Genomic DNA, 7218 nt, shown 5'->3' with positions numbered 1-7218 from the left:
AGGAGCGGGACCGGCTGCTGGGCACCGCGCTGCTCGCGGTGCCCGTGCTCGTGCTGTCGATGGTGCCCGCGCTGCAGTTCCGCAACTGGCAGTGGCTGTGCTTCGCGCTGGCCGCGCCGGTCGCCGTCTGGGGCGCGTCACCCTTCCACGTGCGTGCGGCGCGTGGGCTCCGGCATGCCGCAGCGACCATGGACACGCTGGTGTCACTGGGTGTGGTGGCGTCCTTGTCGTGGTCCGCCTACGCGCTCTTCCTCGGCGGCGCGGGGCAGCCCGGCATGCGGATGCCGTTCACTTTGGTGCCCTCGGTTTCGGACGGCGCGGCGGACCTCTATCTCGAAGCGGCCGTCGGAGTACCGCTGTTCGTCCTGGCCGGGCGGTTCCTGGAGGCGCGGGCCCGGCGCGGGACCGGGGCCGTGCTCAGGTCGCTGGCCCAACTCGCCGCCAAGGAGGTGACGATCCGCGACGGCGACGGTGAACGGCGCGTTCCCGTCGAGCGGTTGCGGCCGGGGCAGGTCTTCGTCGTGCGACCGGGGGAGCGGGTGGCCACCGACGGGCAGGTGGTGGGGGGCGGTTCGGCCGTGGACCTGTCCCTGGTCACAGGGGAGAGCGAGCCCGTCGAGGTCGGGCCGGGCTCTGCGGTGACCGGCGGCGCCGTCAACGCCGGCGGGCTGCTCCTGGTGAAGGCCACGGCCGTCGGTGCCGACACCCAGCTCGCACGGATCACCCGGCTGGTGACCGAGGCGCAGGCCGGCAAGGCCCGGGCGCAGCGGCTGGCCGACACGGTGGCCGGCGTCTTCGTCCCCGTCGTACTGACACTGGCCGTCACCTGTCTCGGCTTCTGGCTCGGTGCCGGGGCCGACCCGCAGGCCGCCGTCACCGCGTGCGTGGCCGTGCTCATCGTGGCCTGCCCGTGCGCGGTCGGCCTGGCCACGCCGACCGCGCTGATGGCCGCGACCGGCCGCGGTGCCCAACTGGGAGTCCTGGTCAGCGGACCCCAGGCGCTGGAGGGGCTCCAGCACATCGACACGGTCGTGTTGGACAAGACCGGCACGCTCACCTCCGGCCGCATGAGCGTCGCGCGCGTCACGGTCCTGCCCGACGGACCGGGCACACAGACGCTGCTGCGCCTGGCCGGGGCCGTCGAGCAGGGCTCCGAGCATCCCCTGGGCCGCGCGATCGCCGCCTACGCCCGAAGGGAACTCCAGCAAACGCTGCCGGAGGTGAGGGAGTTCACCGCCGTGCCGGGGCAGGGCGTACGCGGACTGGTCGACGGCCGGCTGGTGGAAGTCCTCGCCTGCGAGGGTGAGTTGCCCACCGCCGTGTCGGACGCGCTGTCGGTTGCCGAGGCCGCCGGCCACACGCCCGTCCTGGTGCGGGTGGACGGTGCGGCCGAGGCCCTGATCGAGGTCGGGGACGTCGTACGGCCCGGCAGCTACGGGGCCGTGGGCCGGCTGCGGCGCCTGGGCGTGCGGCCCGTGCTCGCCACCGGTGACCGCGAGGCACCCGCCCGGGCCGTGGCCGCGGCCCTGGGCATCGACGACGTGCACGCCCGCTGCACCCCCGAGGCCAAGGCGGCTCTCGTCCGGGACCTGCGGGAGCAGGGCTGCCGCGTCGCGGTCATCGGCGACGGGGTCAACGACGCCGCGGCCCTGGCCGGCGCCGACCTGGGCATCGCCATGGGCAGCGGCACGGACGTGACCATCGGGGCCGCCGATGTGACGCTGGTGCGCGGGGACATCGAGGCGTTGGCGGACGCGGTCCGGCTCGCCCGGCGCACCCTGGGCACGATCCGGGCCAACCTCGTCTGGGCCTTCGGCTACAACGTCGTGACCGTGCCGCTGGCCATGGTCGGCCTGCTCAATCCCATGTTCGCCGCGGCGGCGATGCCGGTGAGCTCGTTGCTGGTCGTGGGCAACAGCCTGCGGCTGCGCGCCTGGCAGCCCGCTCCGGCTCCCGCCCGGAGGTGTGCCCGATGACCGAGCAGCATCTGTGGCGGCCCGATCGCCGCCGGCTGGCCGACACCTTCCTTGCCGCGCTCGCGCCCGTGACCGCGTGCAGCCTGGCCCTGGGCGGGCTGACGACCTGGACCGGGGCAGGGAAGGCGGGCAGCCCGGCCCGGATCACCGTCTCGCACGGGCGGGTCCTCCTGCCGTACGGGGACAGCACGGACACCGCGGCGCTCTTCGACATCGCCAACGTTGGCGGCGCGGACGACCGGCTGGTGGACGTGACGTCCACCGCCACGCACGGCCCGATCACCCTCAGTGGGCACCGCATGCTGAGCGGCCGGGCCGCGTACAAGACGGACCTGGCCTCGGCCGGCGTTCCCGCGGGCGGCGTGCTGTCCATGTCGGCGCGCGGGGTGGACGTGACGCTGCGGGCCGGGGCCGGCTGGCGGGCGGGTGACCTCGTACGGTTCACCCTGCACTTCGAGCGCAGCGCGCCGGTCGAGGCGATCGCGGTCGTCGTCCGCCCGGGCGACAGCGGCCCGTGACCTCACCCCCAAGTGGCGGGCCGCCGCGAGGCCCCACCACGCCTCACCGCCTGCCGTGCACGGGCTCGTCGGGTGTCAGCCCGGGCAATGCACCGCCTGGCACGTGGACCTGGCTGCAGGAACGGCCCTCAATCCGGTGCAGGACGGGGAACTTTCGCGTGGCACGGCACGACAACACCTTCGACACGGTCAAGACCGTGTCGAAGAAGAGATCACCAACTGGCCCAGGAGACCAACCAATGTGGAGAAGGCATCTGCTGCAAGCATCGGCCGCCGGAGCGGCAGCCACGGCGGTAGGGGCGTCAGCCTCTCCGGCCGCAGCGCGCGGCGATTCGGCGAAATACCGTCCGACGCGAGTGCACATCCTCGTGTACGACGGTGCCGAAGCGCAGGACTTCGTCGGCCCACATGACGTGTTCGCGTACGCCGAACACGCCGGTGGCGCGGCAGTGCAGACCTCCCTGGTGCGACCGGGGGGACCGGGGGAGGTGACCTGTTCTTTCGGCACGAGAATTCTCGTGGACAAGGAGTGGAGGCCCGCTGACGCCGACATCCTCGTCATTCCGGGCGGGACCGGCGTAGACAAATTGCGCAAGAGCCCGTCGGTGCTGCGTGACCTCCGACGCGCCCACCAGTCGGGCGTGGTGCTGGCCGGTGTGTGCACAGGAGTCCTGGTGCTGTCGGCAGCGGGTCTCCTCAAGGGACGCCCCTGCACGACCCATCACCTTACGACAGACGTCCTGAAGCGGGAGGGCGGTGAGCTGGTGCCCGCGCGAGTTGTCGACGACAAGGACATCGTGACCGCCGGCGGCGTCACCAGCGGCCTGGACCTGGCCCTGTGGATGGTCACCAGAGAATTCGGATCCTCCGTCGCCGCCGAGATCGAGGACGTGATGGAGTACGAGCAGCGCGGTGTGGTGTGGCGCAGAGACTGACACTGCGTAAGACAGCACGTCCGGCACAAGGCAACACGCCGCGCACGCCCCGGGGTCCACGTCTTCGCGAACGGGTACCGACCCCCGACGCCGACACGCAAGCGAACGGCGGCGGCGTTCGCCTGCGTGCCACGGCCGCCGACGGACCAGGCGAGCGTCTCCCGCCGCCGTTGTGCGGCCCGGCCCGCAGACTGTGGGCCGGCGGGGGCGTCTCGCCCTTGCATCGGTGACCGGTCCGGTACACGCCTCGGCGTCGGGGCGGAGTGTCGCCGAGTTCCAGCCCGTTGGCGTGGGCTGGATCACGTCCCGCGGATTGAGCACGGTCCCCCGTGGACGCCCGTACTCACGCATGACGCCGAAGCCCGGATGCGAGGATGAGGGCGCCATGACAGCAGGGCGGTGTGCTCGCGCGACACGGGCCGCGGTGTTCGCGGCCATGTGCGTGCTGCTCGCCGCCCTGGGCCACGTCCTGATGTCCGGCAGCGACGTGCCGACGTGGGCGCTGGCCGTCGGCGGGGCAGTGACCGGTGCGGTGGGCTGGTGCCTGGCGGGGCGGGAGCGCGGGCTGCCACTGATCGTGACGGCCGTTGTCGCCGCCCAGAGCACGCTCCACGAAGCCTTCTCCTGCGCCCAGTCGGCCTCCGGCACGTCCGGCGGCCCCGCATCCATGGGCACGAGCGGCAGGGGCTACACGGACAGTTCGATGGACATGGGCGCGATGCGGATGGGTTCCATGGACATGGGCCCGACGCGGATGGGCTCGATGGACATGGGCGCCATGCACATGGATCACACGGGCATGAGCCCCATGGAGCACATGGGGCACTCCACGGACGGCGGTTCGTCGTCGTTCGGCATGCTCGCCGCCCACCTGCTCGCCGCGGTGCTGTGCGGCCTGTGGCTGGCTTACGGCGAGAAGGCCGCCTTCAGGATCCTGCGGGCGGCGGCCGGATGGCTGGCGGCACCGCTGCGGTTGCTGCTCGCGCTGCCCCACACTCCCGACCGCCCGCGCGTCCATCTGCGGCGCCGCCGCTCGGACCGGGCGCCGCGTCTGCTTCTCCTCGTCCACGCGCTCACTTCTCGAGGTCCGCCCGTGGGAACGGCTGTCGTCTGAAGACAGCTGGTTTCCCGAGGCCGCCACGTTCCCCGTGTGCGCCCCGGGCCACGGCCGTACGGCCGCACAGGCGCAAGTAAGCCGGCGCAGACGCCGTAGCGCCACTGCGACGCCGTAGGGCCCTCTCTCCCACTTTCGCCGGACCGCGCGCCGCGGCGTGCCCTGGTCCGGCTCACGGTTGACCCGAGAAGGACACCAGGTGATTACCTCTGCCCTGCCCACCTCACGCCGAAGTGACACCCCGGCGGCGCTCGACGAATCGATCACCGCGTGGGCGCTGGCCGCCCGCGGAGGGGACGCGGATGCGGCCGAGCAGTTCGTGGGCGCCCTGCACCGGGACGTGCAGCGCTACGTCGCCCATCTCTGCGCAGATCCCCAGGCCGTCGACGATCTGGCGCAGGACACGTTCCTGCGCGCGCTCGCAAGCCTGCACCGCTTCGAGGGACGTTCCTCGGCCCGGACGTGGCTGCTGTCCATCGCCCGCCGAGCGGTGATCGACAGTTACCGGTACGCCGCCGCCCGGCCGCGCCTGGCGGACGTACCGGACTGGCAGCTGGTCGCCGAGCTGGCCCAGGCGCGCGACCTGCCCGGTTTCGACGACGGCGTCGCCTTGCTGGATCTGCTGGCCTCCCTGCCCGATGACCGTCGGGAGGCATTCACCCTCACGCAGATACTCGGCCTGCCCTATGCGGAGGCCGCCGAGGTGAGCCACTGCCCGATCGGCACGGTCCGCTCCCGCGTGGCCCGGGCCCGCGCGGCCCTGATGGACCTGCTGGAGGGGGCCGAGGAACCCGCCGTCCGGGCAGCCTGACGCCTGCCGGAGGGTGCCGGTGCCGCCTGGAAGGGCGGCTCAGGCGCCCCCGCCGCAGTACCGGCGGCTGGGGTGCCTGAGCCGGATCGCCAACTGGCCGGAACTCGGGGGGCGTTCGATCCGACTACTGGACCGGGTGGCGAAGGCTCGCCCGTGTACCGAGTGGATCCGGGAGTTGTTCGATGCGTTTTCGTGTGTGGGGCGGTACCGCGGCCGTCGTGCTGTGCGGCTCGCTGCTGGCGGGCTGCGGCGGCGGGGGGAAGGAAGCGGCGGACGGGAACGCGGGGCAGGCCGGGAAGGCGGCTTCAGGCGGCTACCCGGTGTCCGTCACCGACTGCACGGGCGCCGGGACCACCTTCTCCAGCGCCCCGAAGAGGATCGTCACCAGCGACTCCTCCAGCCTGGAACTGCTGTTCCGCCTCGGCGCCGGTGACAAGGTGATCGGCACCGGCTTCCCGCCCGGCAGGGGCGCGCTGCCCGGCACCCTCGGCGCACAGGCGCGGAAGGTCAAGGTGCTCAGCCAGACCGTGATCCCGAAGGAGAAACTGCTCGGCTCCGGAGCCGACCTCTACATCGACACCTTCGCCTCCATGGGAGGCGGCGCAGGCATGGGGGACGTGCCGACGGCGGAGGAGTTCAAGGCCGCCGGGATCAAGCACATCTACCTGAAGTCGACCGCCTGCGCTGCCCGGAGCGAGAGCCCCGTGACCGACCTGTCCGCTGTCGAGGCCGACATCACCTCCCTGGGCGCGGTCACCGGTACCCGTGCGCGGGCACACGAACTCGTCGCCGGGATGCGGGAGAAGGTGGCCGCCGTCCACAAGGCGCTCGGTGGCACACCGGAGAACAGCCGGCCCACGTACTTCTTCTTCGACTACGACGCCGGCACCAAGCAGCCCTACGTCACCTGCAACCGCCAGATCGCCAACGCCGTGATCACCCTGGCCGGAGCCCGCAACGTCTTCGCCGACTGCGACGGCGACCACAAGCAGGTCGGCTGGGAGGACGTCATCGCCAAGAACCCCGACTGGATCCAGCTCGGCGTCCGCAGCCGCGGCAGCGAGGCCGCGAACGACAAGGCGTTCGACGAGGCCGAGCACTGGCTGAGGTCGAACCCCGCCACCAAGGGCCTGAAGGCGGTCGAGCAGGGCCACTTCCTGCGCATCGGCTCCGAGCAGACAACCGTCGCGGGAGTCCGCAACGCCGACACGGTCCAGGCCATCGCCAAGACCCTCTACCCGGGCAAGGCCGTCTGACGTGGCTGGCACACTGGTGCGCCGGAAAGCCGCAGCCGCACAGGAGCGCGGCAGCCTGCCAGCCGGTCCGCTGGCGGCGGTTCTGGCCGTGGCGCTGGTGGCCGCGCTGACGGCCGCCGTGGCCTGGGGCTCGACGTCGATCCCGCCCGGCGAGTTGTGGAGCGTGGTGTGGCGGCGGCTGTCCGGCCAGGCACCACGCCCCGGCACGGACGATCTCATCGTCTGGCAGCTGCGATTTCCTCGCGCCGTGCTCGCCGCCCTCGTCGGCGCCGGCCTCGGTCTCGTCGGTACGGCCGTCCAGGCGCTGGTGCGCAACCCCCTGGCCGATCCCTACCTGCTGGGCGTCTCCAGCGGCGCCTCCCTCGGCGCGGTCGCCGCGCTCGTCCTCGGCCTCGGCGCGGGCGGCGCGCTCGGCCTGGGCCTGTCCGGGGCGGCTTTCGCCGGCGCGCTGGCGACGTTCGCGCTGGTGTGGGCGGTGGCCCGGCGCGGTGGCGGGTTCGCGCCGCTGCGGCTGGTGCTGGCCGGGGTCGCGATCGGCCAGTTCCTCTCCGGGTTCACCAGCTACCTGGTGCTCCAGGCCGGCGACGAGCAGCAGACCCACAGCGTCC

At 72.7% G+C, this 7218-nt stretch carries 7 protein-coding genes; all 7 read left to right on the top strand.

Annotated features, from left to right (window positions below; translation table 11 throughout):
• Nucleotides 1-1976 (top strand): copper-translocating P-type ATPase (locus IE249_RS32815; RefSeq protein ID WP_229859775.1); only part of this gene is annotated, 1976 nt, incomplete at its 5' end.
• Nucleotides 1973-2494 carry a copper chaperone PCu(A)C domain-containing protein gene (locus IE249_RS32810; RefSeq protein ID WP_189710732.1) on the top strand — a complete coding sequence of 174 codons (522 nt, stop codon included), beginning with the start codon at nt 1973-1975 and terminating at the stop codon, nt 2492-2494. The genes IE249_RS32815 and IE249_RS32810, both read left to right, overlap by 4 nt.
• Before the next feature lie 356 nt (nt 2495-2850).
• Nucleotides 2851-3429: a DJ-1/PfpI family protein gene (locus IE249_RS32805; RefSeq protein ID WP_229859774.1), complete on the top strand. Its 579-nt coding sequence runs from the start codon at nt 2851-2853 to the stop codon at nt 3427-3429.
• Nucleotides 3430-3814: 385 nt separating this feature from the next.
• A complete protein-coding gene (locus IE249_RS32800) occupies nt 3815-4543 on the top strand; it encodes a hypothetical protein (RefSeq protein ID WP_189710730.1) in 729 nt (242 codons plus the stop codon).
• A 199-nt stretch (nt 4544-4742) separates the two neighbouring features.
• Nucleotides 4743-5354, top strand: coding sequence for a sigma-70 family RNA polymerase sigma factor (locus tag IE249_RS32795; protein WP_189710728.1), 612 nt, complete (start codon nt 4743-4745; stop codon nt 5352-5354).
• Between the two features lie 182 nt (nt 5355-5536).
• Nucleotides 5537-6610, top strand: a complete 1074-nt coding sequence (locus tag IE249_RS32790) for an ABC transporter substrate-binding protein (protein WP_189710726.1) — start codon at nt 5537-5539, stop codon at nt 6608-6610.
• A gap of 1 nt (nt 6611) precedes the next feature.
• A partial coding sequence (locus IE249_RS39235) for a FecCD family ABC transporter permease (protein WP_229859773.1) occupies nt 6612-7218 on the top strand: 607 nt, incomplete at its 3' end.

Source organism: Streptomyces anandii JCM 4720, assembly GCF_014650655.1.
Lineage (GTDB): Bacteria > Actinomycetota > Actinomycetes > Streptomycetales > Streptomycetaceae > Streptomyces > Streptomyces anandii.
The sequence above is the reverse complement of the archived record's forward strand: the minus strand, read 5'-3'. Positions and strand labels throughout refer to the sequence as shown.

Excerpts from the sequence above, each read along its gene's own strand:
- IE249_RS32810 (WP_189710732.1), top strand. The coding sequence starts at position 1,973 with ATGACCGAGCAGCATCTGTGGCGGCCCGATCGCCGCCGGCTGGCCGAC.
- IE249_RS32790 (WP_189710726.1), top strand. The coding sequence starts at position 5,537 with ATGCGTTTTCGTGTGTGGGGCGGTACCGCGGCCGTCGTGCTGTGCGGC.
- IE249_RS32800 (WP_189710730.1), top strand. The coding sequence starts at position 3,815 with ATGACAGCAGGGCGGTGTGCTCGCGCGACACGGGCCGCGGTGTTCGCG.